At 64.9% G+C, this 15,482-nt stretch carries 13 protein-coding genes and 1 pseudogene; 10 read left to right on the top strand and 4 right to left on the bottom strand.

The genetic code is table 11. The features are described 5' to 3' along the window. The first annotated feature begins 139 nt into the window (after window positions 1-139). From DBR12_RS12965 to flhC, 5 genes are all read left to right on the top strand, one after another. Complete coding sequence (locus DBR12_RS12965; protein WP_108617624.1) at window positions 140-1,294, top strand: aromatic ring-hydroxylating dioxygenase subunit alpha; 1,155 nt, start codon at window positions 140-142, stop codon at window positions 1,292-1,294. A gap of 140 nt (window positions 1,295-1,434) precedes the next feature. After that, window positions 1,435-2,346, top strand: coding sequence for a DMT family transporter (locus tag DBR12_RS12960; RefSeq protein ID WP_108617623.1), 912 nt, complete (start codon window positions 1,435-1,437; stop codon window positions 2,344-2,346). 74 nt (window positions 2,347-2,420) lie between these two features. Beyond that, window positions 2,421-3,320 (top strand): sulfurtransferase, encoded by a 900-nt coding sequence (locus DBR12_RS12955; protein WP_108617622.1) that lies wholly within the window; start codon window positions 2,421-2,423, stop codon window positions 3,318-3,320. A 328-nt stretch (window positions 3,321-3,648) separates the two neighbouring features. Continuing rightward, window positions 3,649-3,975, top strand: a complete 327-nt coding sequence (flhD, locus tag DBR12_RS12950) for a flagellar transcriptional regulator FlhD (RefSeq protein ID WP_108617621.1) — start codon at window positions 3,649-3,651, stop codon at window positions 3,973-3,975. A gap of 35 nt (window positions 3,976-4,010) precedes the next feature. Then, the gene (gene flhC / locus DBR12_RS12945; protein WP_108617620.1) at window positions 4,011-4,562 is read left to right on the top strand and encodes a flagellar transcriptional regulator FlhC; all 552 of its coding nucleotides are present in this window, start codon (window positions 4,011-4,013) and stop codon (window positions 4,560-4,562) included. 120 nt (window positions 4,563-4,682) lie between these two features. Here flhC and DBR12_RS12940 read toward each other — a convergent pair whose 3' ends face one another. Continuing rightward, on the bottom strand, window positions 4,683-5,258 hold the full coding sequence (locus tag DBR12_RS12940) for a FlgO family outer membrane protein (protein ID WP_108617619.1): 576 nt from the start codon (window positions 5,256-5,258) through the stop codon (window positions 4,683-4,685). Further along, a complete protein-coding gene (locus tag DBR12_RS12935) occupies window positions 5,255-5,992 on the bottom strand; it encodes a hypothetical protein (protein WP_108617618.1) in 738 nt (245 codons plus the stop codon). The genes DBR12_RS12940 and DBR12_RS12935 overlap by 4 nt, the downstream gene beginning before the upstream one ends. Before the next feature lie 147 nt (window positions 5,993-6,139). Here DBR12_RS12935 and DBR12_RS12930 point away from each other — a divergent pair, with 147 nt between their 5' ends. Together DBR12_RS12930 and DBR12_RS12925 are read left to right on the top strand one after the other, a co-directional pair. Further along, window positions 6,140-7,396, top strand: a complete 1,257-nt coding sequence (locus tag DBR12_RS12930) for a spherulation-specific family 4 protein (RefSeq protein WP_146185531.1) — start codon at window positions 6,140-6,142, stop codon at window positions 7,394-7,396. A 174-nt stretch (window positions 7,397-7,570) separates the two neighbouring features. Continuing rightward, window positions 7,571-7,852: pseudogene (locus DBR12_RS12925) on the top strand (AI-2E family transporter); the annotation flags it as partial. Here DBR12_RS12925 and DBR12_RS12920 read toward each other — a convergent pair. After that, window positions 7,821-9,863: an EAL domain-containing protein gene (locus DBR12_RS12920; protein ID WP_108617655.1), complete on the bottom strand. Its 2,043-nt coding sequence runs from the start codon at window positions 9,861-9,863 to the stop codon at window positions 7,821-7,823. The pseudogene DBR12_RS12925 and the gene DBR12_RS12920 sit on opposite strands and share 32 nt — an antisense overlap. 266 nt (window positions 9,864-10,129) lie before the next feature. Beyond that, on the bottom strand, window positions 10,130-12,919 hold the full coding sequence (ppc, locus tag DBR12_RS12915) for a phosphoenolpyruvate carboxylase (protein WP_108617615.1): 2,790 nt from the start codon (window positions 12,917-12,919) through the stop codon (window positions 10,130-10,132). Between the two features lie 133 nt (window positions 12,920-13,052). On the opposite strand from ppc, the gene hemC reads away from it, so the two are divergent. The 3 genes from hemC to DBR12_RS12900 form a co-directional block, all read left to right on the top strand. Then, complete coding sequence (gene hemC, locus DBR12_RS12910) at window positions 13,053-13,991, top strand: hydroxymethylbilane synthase (RefSeq protein ID WP_108617614.1); 939 nt, start codon at window positions 13,053-13,055, stop codon at window positions 13,989-13,991. A gap of 11 nt (window positions 13,992-14,002) precedes the next feature. Then, window positions 14,003-14,809: a uroporphyrinogen-III synthase gene (locus DBR12_RS12905; RefSeq protein ID WP_108617613.1), complete on the top strand. Its 807-nt coding sequence runs from the start codon at window positions 14,003-14,005 to the stop codon at window positions 14,807-14,809. Continuing rightward, the coding region (locus DBR12_RS12900) for a uroporphyrinogen-III C-methyltransferase (RefSeq protein ID WP_199226684.1) at window positions 14,806-15,482 on the top strand (677 nt) is incomplete at its 3' end. The genes DBR12_RS12905 and DBR12_RS12900, both read left to right, overlap by 4 nt.

Below are 15,482 nucleotides of genomic sequence, written 5' to 3'. Positions count from 1 at the left end.
GCGGGAATAACCCCACCATCTATAATCCCATTCCCGTCGAGCCGGCTACCCACACTAGCCGGTTTCTTTTTTTCCAGATGCGCGTTTCGCGCACCTCCCGCACTTTCTCCCTGTGGGGAGTCTTTAGGTCAGGTCACCCATGTCTGATTTAAGTCTTCAACTGCAGCAGGCCGCGAGCCAACTACCAGTTTCAAGCTACTTTGACGATGCGCTGTTTCAGCGCGAGCTGGACACCATCTTCCAGCGCGGGCCCCGCTATGTGGGGCACCAACTGTCTGTGCCCCACTCGGGCGACTACTACGCCCTGCCCCAGGAGGGCGAAGGCCGCGCACTGGTACGCAACGCCCAGGGCGGCATTGAACTCGTCTCCAACATATGCCGCCATCGCCAGGCCGTGATGCTCAAGGGCAAGGGTTCGCTGCAAGGCCAGGGCAAGGGCCATGCGGGTGGCAACATCGTGTGCCCCCTGCACCGCTGGACCTACAACCCCCAGGGCGAGTTGCTGGGCGCACCCCATTTCGCGCATGACCCTTGCCTCAACCTGAACAACTACAAGCTGCGCGAGTGGAACGGCCTGCTGTTTGAAGACAACGGCTACGACGTGGCCGGCGACCTGGCCCAGATGGGTCCGCGCGCCGATCTGGACTTTGGCGGCTACGTGCTCGACCACGTGGAACTGCACGAGTGCAATTACAACTGGAAGACCTTCATCGAGGTCTATTTGGAGGACTACCACGTCGGCCCCTTCCACCCGGGCCTGGGCAGCTTCGTCACCTGCGACGACCTGCGCTGGGAGTTTGGCAAGAACTACTCCGTGCAGACCGTGGGCGTGGCCAACCGTCTGGGCAAGGCGGGCAGCCCCGTGTACGAGCGCTGGCACGAAGCCCTGCTGGCCTATCGCGAAGGCAAGCCGCCCAAGCACGGCGCCATCTGGCTCACGCTGTACCCGCACATCATGGTGGAGTGGTATCCGCATGTGCTCACCGTATCCACCCTGCACCCCATCAGCCCGACCAAGACGCTGAACATGGTGGAGTTCTACTACCCCGAAGAAATCGCCGCGTTCGAGCGCGAGTTCGTCGAGGCGCAGAAGGCCGCCTACATGGAGACCTGCATCGAAGACGACGAAATCGGCGAGCGCATGGACGCGGGCCGCAAAGCTTTGCTGGCCCGTGGCGACAACGAGGTCGGCCCCTACCAAAGCCCCATGGAGGACGGCATGCAGCACTTCCATGAGTGGTACCGGTCTGCGATGGGCAGCGACACCATCGAGGCGGCCACACCAAAACGCTGAATACGGCGGCAAAACCCCGCCAATCTGCGGGCCCGCCGAGGTCTGCTCTCATTACAATAGCTGCCAGTGCTTAAAAAATAAGCGCTGGCAGCTATTTTCATATCGGCATCACACGGTGCCCCTCAAGAGACCACAACCCGATGCAAGCCCTCTGGATGGTGTTGGCCGCGTTCCTGTTCGCCAGCATGGGCGTGTGCGTCAAGATCGCATCGGACTTCTTCAACTCGGCCGAGCTGGTGTGCTACCGCGGCCTGATCGGCATGGTCATCCTGTGGCTGCTGGCGCGTTCGCAAAAGGTGACGCTCGCTACGCAATACCCCGGCATGCATGCCTGGCGCAGCCTGGTGGGTGTGACATCGCTCGGCGCCTGGTTCTTCGCCATTGCCCACCTGCCCCTGGCTACGGCCATGACGCTCAACTACATGAGCAGCGTGTGGATCGCCGCCTTCCTGATCGGCGGCACGCTGCTGGCCTGGCGCCCCTCGCCCGCCACACCCCGCCCGGCCTTGCAGGGACCGCTGGTGGTGACCGTGCTGATCGGCTTTGTGGGCGTGGTGCTGATGCTGCGCCCGAGCCTTGACCAAAACCAGGCCTTTGCGGGCCTGATCGGGCTCATGTCTGGGCTGACCGCCGCATTTGCCTACATGCAGGTGGTAGCGCTCTCGCGCCTGGGTGAACCAGAATCGCGCACCGTCTTCTACTTTGCCGTGGGCTCTGCGGTGGCAGGCGGCGTGGCCATGCTATTTACCGGCATGTCGGACTGGCCGGGCTGGCAGGCGCTGTGGCTGCTGCCCATCGGCGCACTGGCTGCGGGCGGGCAGCTGTGCATGACCAAGGCCTACGCCAGCGCCAAGACCCAGCGCGGCACGCTGGTGGTGGCCAATCTGCAGTACTCAGGCATTGTGTTTGCAGGTCTCTACAGCGTGCTGCTGTTTGGTGACAAGATTCCTCCCATCGGCTGGATCGGCATGGCCCTCATCGTGGGCAGTGGCATCGTGGCCACCATCCTGCGGGCCCGCGCTGCACCGGGAGCCCCCGCTGAAGAACACTGATACGACCTGACAGCACGGGGCTGCAAGCAGTTGGACACAATGGAGCCTGTTTTCCCTTTGCACTGGCACACACAATGACTTACACGACCCTCATTTCTGCCACCGAACTGCAGGCCCAGATCGGCAGCGGCGCGCCGCTGATGGTGTTCGACTGCAGCTTTGACCTGATGCAGACCTCGGCGGGCGCCCGGCAGTACAGCGAGGCCCACATCCCGGGCGCGGTGTACGCCGATCTCAACAACCACCTGAGCGCCAAACATGGCGTGCCGGGTGCGGGCGGCACCGTCACCGCGCAGGAGGCCGACAAGCCCGCGTCCGGTGGCCGCCACCCGCTGCCCAGCCGCGAACGTTTTGCGAACTGGCTGTGCAGCGTGGGCTTTGCCAACCACATGCAGGCCGTGGTGTATGACCGCCAGGGTGCCAACTACTGCGGGCGCTTATGGTGGATGCTCAAGTGGGCGGGCCACGATGCCGTGGCCGTGCTCGATGGTGGGCTGCAGGCCTGGCAAGCCGCAGGCGGCGCTGTCAGCAGCGGCGAGGAGCCCTCGCACTTCCAGTCCCGCTTTCAACTGGCTGAGCCCTTGCGCCGACTGGCCACGGCCAGCGACGTGCTTGCGCACCTGCAGCAGCCCGACCAGACCGTGATCGATGCCCGAGCTGGCGCCCGCTACCGGGGCGAAGTCGAGCCGCTGGACCCCGTGGCAGGCCATATTCCGGGCGCACTCAACCGCCCCTTTGCCGAGAACATCGGCGCCGACGGTCGGTTCAAGCCTGCTGCCGTGCTGCGCGCTGAGTTCGACGCCCTGCTGGCAGGCCGCAACCCTGCCACTGTGGTGCACCAGTGCGGCAGCGGCGTGAGTGCTGTGCCCAATTTGCTGGCCATGGAAGTCGCGGGCCTGGGCTCCACGGCACTGTTTGCCGGCAGCTGGAGCGAGTGGTGTTCTGACCCTTCGCGCCCCGTCGAAAAAGGCTAAGCAGCGCTCGCGTCAGCGGGTATCAGGCGCCAAGGGTTGCAAAAGCGCAAAAAAGAGGGGTTTGCGGGTGCTATCAAAACCATGAGCAGAACGCATGGGCCTGCGCCAGCCAATGCAGCAGGTGCGGCCCCATGAAAAGACCGACGCCACCTGATTGGCGTGTAAGGCAAATTCCTACACGGACCGCTGCAAAACCAGACACGCAGCACAGCCAAACCCCGACTTAATTTCTGATTGGGGCGGTTTCACAATCCATTTCAACGGATCACGCAAAACCTGCAACCAGCAGGCAACGCAGGGTCCGGGAACTGGAACAAAGGAAGCCGCCATGACCAACGAACAACTCCTCGCCGAAATCCGCGAAGCCAACCTCACCTACCTGATGCTGGCCCAGACCCTGATTCGCCAGGACAAGGCGGAAGCCGTGTTCCGCTTGGGCATGAATGAAGAGTCTGCCGATATTCTCGCGTCGCTGTCCGCAGCGCAAGTGATGAAGCTGGCCTCCCGCAACACGCTTCTTTGCAGCTTCCGCGTGGACGACAACCTGGTGTGGAGCTTGCTGACCAACCACACGGCCAAGAAGGTAGGCAACGAAGCCACCAACACACTGCACGCCAACATCCTGATGGCAAGCCGCGTGTCGGAAGTGCTCTGAGCCCGAACCTTCTTCATCCAGCCTGAAAGCCCGCCATGTCCACCACTGCCAAAGCCCCAGCCAAGAGCGTTCTCAACGAGTCCAAGCAGATCGAACGCGCCGCCATGCTGATCCAGATGGGTGCCCGCATGCAAGTGCTCGAATCGGAAACCACGCTGTCGTATGAGCGCCTGATCCGGTTGTACAAGGAGATCGCGGGCAAGTCGCCATCGAAGGGCCAGTTGCCGTTCTCGACCGACTGGTTCCTGACCTGGCAGGAAAACATCCACAGCTCGCTGTTCCTGAACATTTACGAGTACCTGTCCAAGGGCGTGGACCTGGATTCGGTGGAGTTGCTGACCAAGGCCTACCGCCTCTACAACGAGCAAGTCACCACCGCGGAGATCGAGCCTCTGCTGTCCTTCACCCGCGCCTGGCGCCTGGTCAAGTTTGTGGACGCAGGCATGCTGACCCGTACCAAGTGCTCGCAGTGCAGCGGTCAGTTTGTGACCGAGTTGTACGAGAACCGCCACTTCACCTGCGGCCTGTGCAACCCACCAGCGCGCGCAGGCAAGAGCAAGACGGCAGGCGCGCTGATGCTGCATTGAGCCCGGACCATCCGAAGCCTGCGACCATGGGCGCAGGTCAAATGCTCAGACGCCCCACCAGCCCCCCCCCCGCGGGCTGGTTTTCATTTCCAGTGCGACCTTTGGGCACCAGCAATCCGCTCAGCGCCCGTTCAACAGCATGCGCACGTTCTCGTCCACCGGAACCGCGTAGTTGTGGGCTGCGACCACATGGTTACCCATCGGATTCACCAGTTTGAGGCTGAGAAATAGCACTGACGCGGACATCGCGTAGGTCCCCACCACCACGGCTTGTGCGTTCTGCGCCTGGCTCACCTCACGTACTTCGCGGGACAGCAAAAGCTCTCCCTGGTCACGGTGCATAGCCAAGCTTTCGCGCAACTTCACCTCCGTCACGCGCAAACCCCGCTGCACCATGCGACCTGCTATCTGCTCCGAGAAGATACGTCCGAGACGCGAGGACTCATTCAACCGATCCACATTGACCAAGGTCGCCACCAGCACCGGCTGATTGGCATCCAGAACCGCATGCAACAGCAATGCATCGGTGGCCCGCTCATTGACCTCAATCAGATCGGTACGAGCGCCCCCGCCAGTGCGGTCACCGTAGTAGTAGGTGCTGACCGGGTTGCTTGCGCAGCCCTGAAGACCAAGAACCGCCAGGACCGCCGCCGAGCACCACAGGGCTCTTCGCGCCGAAAGATGCAACGTCTTCATGGTGCCACCACCCGCCAGGTCTTGACCGGCGTCGGAACGGGAGCCACAGGCGGTAGCTCGGGCAGGTAGAGCACCGCATCGGCTTGTTCGATGTAATACATGTCAGCCGAACCCGCGAGATAACGGTCCTGGCTTTTGAGCGTGGTGGTGATCAGCACTTCGGTGCGTGTGGGTCCACCCGCAGCAGCGCCCTGGGTGTAAAGCTGCGCCATGTCCAAGGCCACACCCGCCCCAACACCCAATGCGGTGGCCACACCGGGCAATAGCGTTCGGTCCGCGTAATGCACCTTCCAGTCACGCCACACACCAACACCCGTGCCCAGAAGGGTCCCGCCGATAGGGACAGGCAAACTGCGTGAAACCGCCGATTCATGCTGCACCAGCTGCGTTTGCACCTCCAGTTCTACGGCTGTCGGCACGGTCGAGACCGCCACCCCGCGATTCAGCAAATGCACCTTCAACAGCTTGAGAAAACCCAGATTGAAGCGGGAGTTGTCCGCCACCGTGACGTGGATGGGGTACTCACCTTGTGGCCAGGTGGCGATCTTGTCGGCCACGCGGGCGGCCACATCACCTGCCAGCACATCCCAGTGGTGCACGGCGCGCGCCTTCTTCTGGCCGGTGGCGGGGTAGTTGTCAGCGCGCGGCACATCCAGGGTGCCACAGCCTGACAGCAGCACCGCAGCAGCCAGCACGGTCGCAATGCTCGGAATGCGGAGGTAAGGGGATGTCATGGGGCCATGTTAGCGGCGCAGGTCCGCCGCGATCGGCGCAACAACGCGGTTTTTCCCATCCAAAGCCCCGCTTTCAGCGCTTGGAAGCACCACGGCCTGCGTTCACAATAGCTCCCCACAACGAACCTCCTGAAAACCATGCACACCATGAACACGACAAACCGCCTCGCATCCCTGCTGGCCTTGACCGCTGCTCTGGCGGGCTGCGGAGGAGCGGCAGACAAAACCAGTACACCAGCCCCCTCGCCCACTCCAGCGCCAACACCGGCACCTGCCCCCATACCGGCTACCCCCGTCAGCGTGAACTTTGTGCAACCGACCAGCAACGTGCTCGAACCCAACGTGTCGGAATCCCTGTCGGTCAATGTGCTTGTCAACGGCAGCCAGGCACCTAACGGCACCGTCGCAACATTCACCGTCAACCCTGCCAGCGCGGCTGCTCTGGCCCCTGTGGCACCGACCACGGTGAGCGGTGTCGCCAACACTACGCTGACGGTGAGCAGCCTGCCCCCAACGGCCACGTTCCAGGTCGCCGCCACGGTAACCAGCAGTGCCAACACGGCCACGGACAGCCTCACCTATTTTGTGCGTCCGGCACGCAAGCCTTTGCAAGTGCTGGTGCCTGCCTATTTCAGCGCCACCGGCACTACCTCGCCGTGGGTCACCCTCACGAGCGGTGCGACCAGCTATCCGGACGTGAAGATCACCGCCATCGCCAACCCCAGCAGCGGCGTCCTGACGGCAGACACCAAGGAAGACGCCGACCTCACCAAGGCCATCAAGGCCTTCCAAGCCGTCTCGGGCACCAGCAACCGCGTGATCGGCTATGTCGCTACCACCTCGACCAGCAGCGGCGCACTGTCGGTGGCCGACATCAAGGCGACCATCACCAACTACATCCGGCTCTACCCGGGCCTGTTCGACGGCTTCTTCCTGGACGGAATGGCCACCGACAGCTCCCGCGTGGCGCATTTCCAGGAGGTCTACACGCATGTGAAGGGGCTGACTACAGGCCTGACCACCGGCGCAACGCCCCCCTCCGCTCCCATCGTGATTGGCAACCCGGGCACCTACCCAGTCGCGGCCTACGCGGGCGTTGCCGACACGCTGGTGACCTATGCGGGCAACGCAGCGGCCTACGCGAACATCGATCCCCAGCCTGGCAACACCTGGGTCTATGCAAAGGACAACACCGCACAAGCCATGCTGGTGCACACAGCCAGTACCTGCACAGACATGCAGACAGTCGTGAAAAATGCCAATCGGCCTCGGATGAATACTGGCGTGGTCTACGCAACCAACCTGGCGACTGGGGCGCCCTGGTCCGCACTGCCCACCTATTGGCAGCAGATGCTGGGTACCGTGGACGCATTGAACAAGCAACGCACCCTGCCCCTGTGCTGATCCTGTGCTGATGGCCGGAGAGCCAGCTCAACGCTGAGCAGCCTGTCTACGATGGGGCCATGACGACCGCACCCATCACCGCGACACCGCGCGCAGAGCCCCCCGATCCTCCACATGCCCGTGGACGTTCGCGACTTGTCGCTCGCACTGCCGGCGCTTTTAGCGTCGGTGACGCTGGTGGCTCTTCTGCAGTTTGGCACCCTCAACATGGCCCTGGCCGTTGGTGGCGCATCGTTGGTGATCCACACCGTCGTCGGCACCCTGCTCGCCCCCCCCCGGCTTACCAGCCGCGCCAGTAGCATGAGCCCGGTGGCTGTGTTTGTCAGCGTGCTTGCCTGGGGTTGGCCATGGGGCATGTGGGAGCTGCTGCAGGGCAGCCCGGCGATGCTGGCCGTGAAATCCGCCTGCGACCGCGTGAAAGGCCTCAAACCGGTGGGCGAGCTGCTGGGCCACTAGGCGCCACCTTGCCTCCAACCTCCAGCACGCACTGCTGCACAAACGCGGGCACGTCGTCTGCAGCCAACGCACGGCTGTAGTACCAGCCCTGAACGCGCAGGTCGATGGAGTCGGGCAGCACTCGCAGTTGTTCATCGGTTTCCACCCCTTCCACCACAATGCCCAACCCCAAGCTCTGGCAAAGATGCAGCAGGCCTTCCAACAAGCGTGCGCCCTGCGGGGCCGCGCTGCTCACCACAAAGCTGCGGTCGATCTTGATGGTGTCCACTGCAAAGGCGTGCAGATAACTGAGCGAAGAGTACCCGGTTCCGAAGTCGTCGATGGATACCTTGGCGCCCACTGCATGCACCTGGGCAATAGCATCGCGCATTTGCGCCACATCGGCCGCCAGGGCGTCCTCCGTGATCTCGATGCTGATACAACCCGCCGCGGGCGCGATCAACGCAACCAAGCGCTGGCAATGGGCGGGCGACATCAGGGTCGGCCCCGTGACGTTGATGGAAATCGGCAGTTCAAACCCCGCATTGCGCCAGCGCCGGTACTGACGCAGGGCTGCAGCCGCTACCCACAGGTCCACCTCCTTCATCAGCCCTGCCTCAGACAACCAGGCCAGGAAAGACCCCGGCGACTGGATGCGTCCCTGCGAGTCGCGGGCCCGGAGCAACGCCTCGCAACCCACACACAGGCCAGAGCGCGGCGACACCTGGGGCTGGTACTCCAGGAAGAACTCATAGTCCCCCATGCGGCGCACCCGGGCCATCACGTCGTCCCGGCGAGCCTGCCCCTGCTGCGCCACCACAATGGGGTCGTGGGCATAGAGGCTGCCCTCCTCCTGCAGCCGAGTGAAGGTGGTGTCCAGCCCGGGAAGGTGCACGGTGGTTGCGTTGTGGCGCTCCAGGGCGCGCACAGCAGGGGCATAGATACAGGCTCCCAGAAGCACCAAAGCCAACTGTAAGGCCACGGCTGACCACGCCCCCTGTGTGCTGACATAGGCATTGAACAACACTGGGGCGTTGAGGGGCATGGGCACGCTGGCCATCGGCACCCAGCCGGCCTGCACGGCTGCGAGCGCCAGACAGGCGTTGACCGCAGGCACCAGAATGAAGGGAATGAGCAGGCGCGGATTCAGGATCAAAGGGATACCAAACAACAACAGCTCATTCACATTCAACAAGGCCATGGGCAAGCTGGCCACTGCCAACAGGCGCAGCCCCGGGCTGCGCACCCGCCACAACACAGCCACCACCAGCGACAAGGTGCCACCTGCGCCTCCAATGAAGGCAAAAGCCCCCAGCAACCCCGCATTCAACGGATGCTGGGGCGCCTGATCTGTCAACAGTTCGATGGCGTTCCAGCCCACCGCCTGCTCCAACAGCTGGAAAATGGGCTGCAAGGCGTGGTAGCCGTGGATGCCAAAGAACCATAGCAGCGAGTTCATGCCGGTGAGCAATACGGCGTTGAAGTAAGACCGGTCGGGATCGACCATGTCCATGGGCAGGCTCCACTGTGCTAGGCCGGACCATTGCTGCAGCAGGGCCAGGACCGCGGCCAGCAGCGCAGCGGTGAGGATGCCGGGCACCACCATGTTCACGGCGTCCTCGACGTTGTCGCTGACAAGCGCCCCCCGCGATACCTGAAGCCAGCGAAGCCGCATAAGACGGGCCATCAGCGGCACATTGATGAGTGGCGACGCAATCGCGATGAACAAGACCAGTGTGGCTGCAGCACGCGGCTGCCCGCTAAGCTGATACGAAGCCAGCGCTACATACACAAAACACAGAAAGGCCACGGGCAGCCGCGGCAGTTGGTGCCGGATAGCCAGCATGTAGCCGATTGAAGCGGCAATCAGCAATGGCAGGATACGGCTGATCTCGCCATGCAGCCCCGACAGCAGGTCACCCACCGCAGGCGGCAGTCCCAGCACACGCGCCAGCACCGACAGCACGAGGAACACGGCCGACACCATCAGGCAGGGCAGCACCCACAGCAACCCCTCGCGAATGGCCCGCATTGAATCGGCGCGCGCGACCGCTTCCAGCCGGTGCGACAGCAACCCCCTCCAGGCCGCCAGATCAATGCCCAAAGCCCTGCCTCCCGGCCCGTTGGCGGGCCACCACCTTGACCACACACCACAGGGCCGTGCCACCACAGCAGTTACCCTGCGCCCATCGCAAGGGCCCCTCTGCCCGGGGCCCACTCAGGTGCGCCGTCGCGCCCAGGGGTCCATGCTAGCTCGCGCCGGGGCTGTTGGCAAAGCGCCTGACACCGCACACGGGCTCAACCCGTATTGCGCAGCCCGGCAGCAATACCGTTGATGGAGATGTGAATCCCCGTCTGCACCCGCTCATCCCCCTGCCCGGCGCGCCAGCGGCGCACCAGCTCTACCTGCAAGTGGTGCAGCGGGTCGATGTACGGAAAGCGGTGTTTGATGGAGCGGGCCAGGGCCGTGTTGTGCGTCAGGCGCTGCTTGTCGCCGGTGATGCGGGTGAGTGCCTCGGCGGTGCGCAGCCACTCGGCCTCGATGGCAGTGAAGACTTTCTTGCGCAGGCGCGCGTCGGTCACCAACTCGCTGTAGCGTGAGGCCAGGGCCAGGTCGCTCTTGGCAAGCACCATGTCCATGTTGGACAGCAGGGTGCGGAAGAAGGGCCACTGGCGGTACATCTTTTGCAGCAGCGCCAGCTGGGTCTTGGGGTCTTTGCCCTCCGTGTTCACAAAGGCGTCTACCGCTGAGCCAAAGCCGTACCAGCCGGGCAGCGTGAGGCGGCACTGGCCCCAGCTGAAGCCCCATGGGATGGCGCGCAGGTCTTCGATCTTCTGACTGGCCTTGCGGCTGGCGGGGCGCGAGCCGATGTTGAGTTCGGCGATCTCGCGGATGGGGGTGGAGTTGAAGAAGTAGTCGGTAAAACCGGGCGTCTCGTACACCAGCGCGCGGTAGCTGCCCATGCTGGCCAGCGAGAGCTGGGCGGCAGCGTCCAGAAACGCCTTGGTGGCGGGCTTGGTGGGCTGCAGCAGGGTGGCCTCCAGCGTGGCGGCCACCAGGGTTTCGAGGTTGCGGCGGCCGATTTCGGGGTTGGCGTATTTGGAGGCAATGACTTCGCCCTGCTCCGTGAGGCGGATCTGCCCGCGTACGGTACCGGGCGGTTGCGCCAGGATGGCCTGGTAGCTGGGGCCGCCGCCCCGGCCCACGGTGCCGCCCCGGCCGTGGAACATGCGCAGCTGGATGCCGTGGGTGGTCGCCAACTCGTCGAAAAGTTCGACGAGGGCGATCTCGGCGCGGTACAGCTCCCAGTTGCTGGTGAAGATGCCGCCGTCTTTGTTGCTGTCGCTGTAGCCGAGCATGATGTCCTGCTCGCCGCCGCTGCGCTGCACCAGGGCAGCCACGCCGGGCAGTGAGTAGAACTCGCGCATGATGGGCGCGGCATTGCGCAGGTCTTCGATGGTTTCGAACAGCGGCACCACGATGAGGTGGTTTTTCGATTCGGCATCGAGCGTGCCGCTCATCAGGCCCACTTCTTTTTGCAGCAGCAACACTTCGAGCAGGTCGCTCACCGTTTCGGTGTGGCTGATGATGTAGTGGCGAATCGCTTCGTGGCCAAAGCGCTCGCGCATGACGCGGGCGGTTTCGAAGATGGCCAGTTCGCCCTGGGTGTGGGCCGAGTATTCGGCGCCCACCACGCGCAGGGGGCGGGCGTCGTTGAGCAGCTTGATCAGCAGGGCGCGCTTGGCGGCTTCTTGCAGGCTGGCGTAGTTCGGCTCGATGCGGGCCTTGGCCAGCAGCTCGGCCACGACTTCTTCGTGCTTGTCAGAGCTTTGGCGCAGGTCCACGGTGGCGAGGTGAAAGCCGAACACCTGCACAGCGCGGATCAGCGGGTGCAGGCGCTCTTGCGCCAGGGCTTCGCCGTGGTGCGACTTCAATGACGCTTCGATCACGCGCAAGTCGGCCAGGAACTCTTCGGCGCTGGCGTAGGGGTTTTGCGGCGCCACGGCATGGCGGGCGGCTTCGCCACCCGTCAGCTCTTTCAGGGATGCGGCCAGGCGGGCGTAGATGCCGGTGAGGGCGCGGCGGTAGGGCTCGTCCACACGGTGCTCATTGGTGTCGGGCGAGCGCTGGGCCAGGGCCTCCATCTCGGCAGATACCTGCACCAGGCGAGCAGACAGCGACAGCTCGCCGCCCAGGTAGTGCACTTCGGTCAGGTAGTGGCGCAGGGCGACTTCGGCCTGGCGACCCAGGGCGTATTGCAAAGTTTGCGCCGTCACATTCGGGTTGCCGTCGCGGTCGCCGCCGATCCACTGGCCCATGCGAAGAAAGCTGTGCACGGGGTACTGGCCCAGCTCGTTTTCGAGGTCGGCATAAATCTTGGGGATCTCGCGTAGAAAGGTGGCTTCGTAATACGACAGCGCGTTCTCGATCTCGTCGGCCACGGTGAGCTTGCTGTAGCGCAGCAGGCGGGTTTGCCAAAGTTGGGCCACGCGCGCGCGCAGCAGGGCTTCGTTGGCGGCCAGCTCGCGGGGGGTGAGGGCGTCTTTGGCGCTGTTGTAGAGCTGGGCGCGCACCTGGATGTCGTCGCGCGTGGCCAGCAGCTGGGCGATGTCGCGCTCGGCGTCCAGAATGCTCTTGCGTTGGACCTCGGTGGGGTGGGCGGTGAGCACCGGCGCCACGTAGCTGCCCGCCAGCGTCTGCGAGATGGTTTTGGGCGCAATGCCCGCCCAGCGCAGGCGCGAAAGGGCCACTTCAATGCTGCCCTCTTGCGTGTCGCCCGCGCGCTCGTGCACGGCGCGGCGGCGGATGTGGTGGCGGTCTTCGGCCAGGTTGGCCAGGTGACTGAAGTAGGTGAAGGCGCGGATCACGCTCACCGTCTGGTCGCCCGACAGGGACTTGAGCAGCTTCTTCAAAGCGCGGTCAGCCTCCTGGTCGGCATCGCGGCGGAAAGCCACCGAGAGCTTGCGCACCTGCTCGACCAGTTCGTAGGCGGCCACGCCCTCCTGGTCCCGGATCACATCGCCCAGAATGCGGCCGAGCAGGCGGATGTCGTCGATCAGGGGCTGGTCCTTGTCGGATCGTTTCATGGTGCGTGGGTCTCCGGTGGTAGGTGGGTGGCACGGCGCCGCCTGCCCCCTGTCTCCCACAGGGCGCACCAGCCCCAGTGCGGGCGCATGCTAGCATCGCCCGCCCCTGAATGATTACAAACAGGTTACGAACTTGAGCCTCCAGAATCCCCCCCTTTCCATCGTGATCGCCACGCGCGAAAGCCGTCTCGCCCTGTGGCAGGCCGAGCATGTGCAGGCCCTTTTGCGTGCACAGGGCCACCAGGTGGAACTGCTGGGCATGACCACCAAGGGCGACCAGATCCTGGACCGCTCGCTCAGCAAGGTGGGCGGCAAGGGCCTGTTTGTGAAAGAGCTGGAGGTGGCGCTGGAAGAAGGCCGCGCGCACATTGCCGTGCATTCGCTCAAGGACGTGCCCATGGAGCTGCCCGAGGGTTTTGCCCTGGCCTGCGTGATGGAGCGTGAAGACCCGCGCGATGCGTTTGTCTCGCCCCACTACCCCCACCTGGACGCACTGCCGCAAGGCGCGGTGGTGGGCACATCGAGCCTGCGCCGCCAGGTGCTGCTCCAGGCCCTGCGACCGGACCTCAAGATCGAGCCGCTGCGCGGCAACCTGGACACGCGCCTTCGCAAGCTGGACGAAGGCCAGTACGACGCCATCGTGCTGGCCGCCGCAGGCCTGAAGCGCCTGGGGCTGGAAAGCCGCATCCGGGCCACGTTTGCGCCCACCGCCATGCTGCCCGCCGCAGGCCAGGGCGCCTTGGGCATTGAAGTGCGCAGCGACCGGCAAGACCTGATTGCCGCGCTGGCCCCGCTGGCCCACCAGCCCACGTGGCTGACCGTGGCCGCCGAGCGCGCCGTGAGCCGCGCCATGGGCGGCAGCTGCTCGATGCCGCTGGCAGCGCACGGCACCTTCACCAATGGCGTGCTGCAGCTTGACGCCGCCTGGGGCGATGTGGATGCCCAGGCCCCCCTGGTGCGCGCAGCGGCCAGCGCCGCCGTCACCACGCTGGCGCAGGCCGAAGCGCTGGGCGACGCGATTGCCCAGCGCCTGCGCGCTGGTGGCGCCCAGGCCGCAGCCCCCCTGAATTGATCGGCCAAGCCATGCCCCGGGTGATCGTCACGCGGCCAGCCCGCGAGGCTGCGCACTGGGTCGGACTGCTGGCGGCACGTGGCATTCAGGCCGTGGCCCTGCCGCTGATTGACATCGGGCCGTGCACCGACGCGGCAGCGCAACACGCGCTGGCCCAGGCCCACGCCCGGCTGGCGCAGTACCGGGCACTGATGTTTGTCAGCGGCAATGCGGTGGTCCATTTTTTTGAACAAAAATCGGCTTCCCCGCGCGACAGTCATACTCTTTCAGCTATCAAAATGAGAGCATGGGCACCCGGCCCCGGCACGGCGCGTGCGCTGGAGCAGGCCGGGGTGCCGCCGGGCCACATCGACGGCCCGGCGCCCGACGCTCCGCAGTTCGATTCGGAGACACTGTGGCAGCAGGTGGCAGGGCAAATTCAGCCTGGCGACCGGGTGCTCATCGTGCGCGGACACTCTGGCGGCGTGCACGACACTGCCCAGGGCAGCGGCAGGGACTGGCTCGCCCGGCAGATCGAGGCCGCAGGCGGTCAGGTGGATTTTGTGGTGGCATACCAACGCGGCGCCCCCCGGCTGGGCCCCACCGAGGTGGCGCTGGCGCAACAGGCCGCGCAAGACGGAACGGTCTGGCTGCTGAGCAGCTCTGAAGCCGTGGCGCACCTGTCAGAGGCCCTGCCAGGGCAACATTGGGGGGCTGCGCGTGCACTGGCCACCCACCCACGCATTGCCCAAGCGGCGCGTGCAGCGGGCTTTGGCACCGTGGGGGAATGCCGTCCTGCGCTGGAAGACGTGGTGGCCTCGATAGAATCGGCCGCATGAGTTCTGCGCCGCCCAACGACCTGCCTCCAGCCCCCACTGCCGCCCCCGTGGGCGCACCCGTGGGCGCACCCGTGGGCGCGCCTGCAGCAGGCCTTGCACCTGCGGCTCCCGCACCAGGCCGGCCTGGCGCCGTCACGCTGCTACTGGGCGCCGTGGCCGCTGCCGCACTGGTCAGCAGCGGCATGCTGTGGCAAAAACTCAGCGCCATCCAGGAACAGCTGGCCCGGCAATCTGCCGACTCAGGCGCTCAGGCCATCGAGGCCCGCACCATGGCCCGCCAGGCCGAAGAGCTGGTGCGAGAAACAGCCGCTCGCCTTTCAGTGGCCGAAGCCCGTGTGAGCGAAGTGGCCCTGCAGCGCAGTCAGCTCGAAGAATTGATGCAAAGCCTGTCGCGCTCGCGCGACGAAAACCTGGTGGTGGACATCGAATCCGCCATACGCCTGGCGCAGCAACAGGCGCAGCTCACCGGCAGCCTGGAGCCCCTGGTGGCTGCGCTCAAAAGCGCCAACCAGCGCATCGAACGCGCCGCCCAGCCTCGCCTGGCACCTGTGCAGCGTGCCATTGGCCGCGACCTGGACCGCCTGACCCGTGCCACCGTGACCGACACCTCCGGCCTGCTGGGCCGCCTGGACGACCTGGTGCGCCAGGTGGACGAGCTGCCCGTGCTCAACGC

It is taken from the genome of Acidovorax sp. HMWF029 (genome assembly GCF_003060895.1).
In the GTDB taxonomy this organism is placed as follows: Bacteria; Pseudomonadota; Gammaproteobacteria; order Burkholderiales; family Burkholderiaceae_C; genus Acidovorax.
The sequence above is the reverse complement of the archived record's forward strand: the minus strand, read 5'-3'. Positions and strand labels throughout refer to the sequence as shown.

What these genes read in the sequence shown, in the direction of transcription:
- DBR12_RS12965 (WP_108617624.1), top strand. Translation starts at nt 140, where the DNA reads ATGTCTGATTTAAGTCTTCAACTGCAGCAGGCCGCGAGCCAACTACCA.
- DBR12_RS12960 (WP_108617623.1), top strand. Translation starts at nt 1,435, where the DNA reads ATGCAAGCCCTCTGGATGGTGTTGGCCGCGTTCCTGTTCGCCAGCATG.
- DBR12_RS12955 (WP_108617622.1), top strand. Translation starts at nt 2,421, where the DNA reads ATGACTTACACGACCCTCATTTCTGCCACCGAACTGCAGGCCCAGATC.
- flhD (WP_108617621.1), top strand. Translation starts at nt 3,649, where the DNA reads ATGACCAACGAACAACTCCTCGCCGAAATCCGCGAAGCCAACCTCACC.
- flhC (WP_108617620.1), top strand. Translation starts at nt 4,011, where the DNA reads ATGTCCACCACTGCCAAAGCCCCAGCCAAGAGCGTTCTCAACGAGTCC.
- DBR12_RS12940 (WP_108617619.1), bottom strand. Translation starts at nt 5,258, where the DNA reads ATGAAGACGTTGCATCTTTCGGCGCGAAGAGCCCTGTGGTGCTCGGCG.
- DBR12_RS12935 (WP_108617618.1), bottom strand. Translation starts at nt 5,992, where the DNA reads ATGACATCCCCTTACCTCCGCATTCCGAGCATTGCGACCGTGCTGGCT.
- DBR12_RS12930 (WP_146185531.1), top strand. Translation starts at nt 6,140, where the DNA reads ATGAACACGACAAACCGCCTCGCATCCCTGCTGGCCTTGACCGCTGCT.
- DBR12_RS12920 (WP_108617655.1), bottom strand. Translation starts at nt 9,863, where the DNA reads ATGCGGGCCATTCGCGAGGGGTTGCTGTGGGTGCTGCCCTGCCTGATG.
- ppc (WP_108617615.1), bottom strand. Translation starts at nt 12,919, where the DNA reads ATGAAACGATCCGACAAGGACCAGCCCCTGATCGACGACATCCGCCTG.
- DBR12_RS12905 (WP_108617613.1), top strand. Translation starts at nt 14,003, where the DNA reads ATGCCCCGGGTGATCGTCACGCGGCCAGCCCGCGAGGCTGCGCACTGG.